The 414-nt window shown below is 38.2% G+C and carries 1 protein-coding gene; it reads right to left on the reverse strand.

Features of this window, described 5'->3' with window-relative positions; genetic code table 11:
- Nucleotides 1-172: 172 nt before the first annotated feature.
- A partial coding sequence (locus tag ACYQ2O_RS12880; protein WP_459796794.1) for a transposase occupies nucleotides 173-414 on the reverse strand: 242 nt, incomplete at its 5' end.

Below are 414 nucleotides of genomic sequence, written 5' to 3' on the forward strand. Positions count from 1 at the left end.
ATGGTAAAATAACCTCAGTTCCTGTTCTGTTTTTTTGTTTTGTGGTGAATCAATTATAACACGCAACAGGGTGCATTTTGTCCACAGATTTTTGCTGTGGACAGTCAAAAAGCTCGAGGCTTCCATGATTTCCACATGTGAATTCCTCGAGCTTTTGGCATATAAAGTGTTGTTATAAATTTTGGGCAAATTCAAAGTAGTGAGTATTGAAATCAGTCTGTTCTTGTTTTCCGAAGGTGTCTGAGTGAGTAGAATCCACGTCAATGATCATATGCTGTGTATTTTTCTGGCCGATATAGATAGTGGTCAATGCCTTGGCAATTGATTGAAGTTGAACGATATTCTCCTCCGATAGTTGATGAATAAAACGAGAAACCATTGACTGTGAACCTAAGGTCGTTTTATTTAGCCCCT

The sequence above is a fragment of the Alkalibacterium sp. m-11 genome, assembly GCF_054658155.1.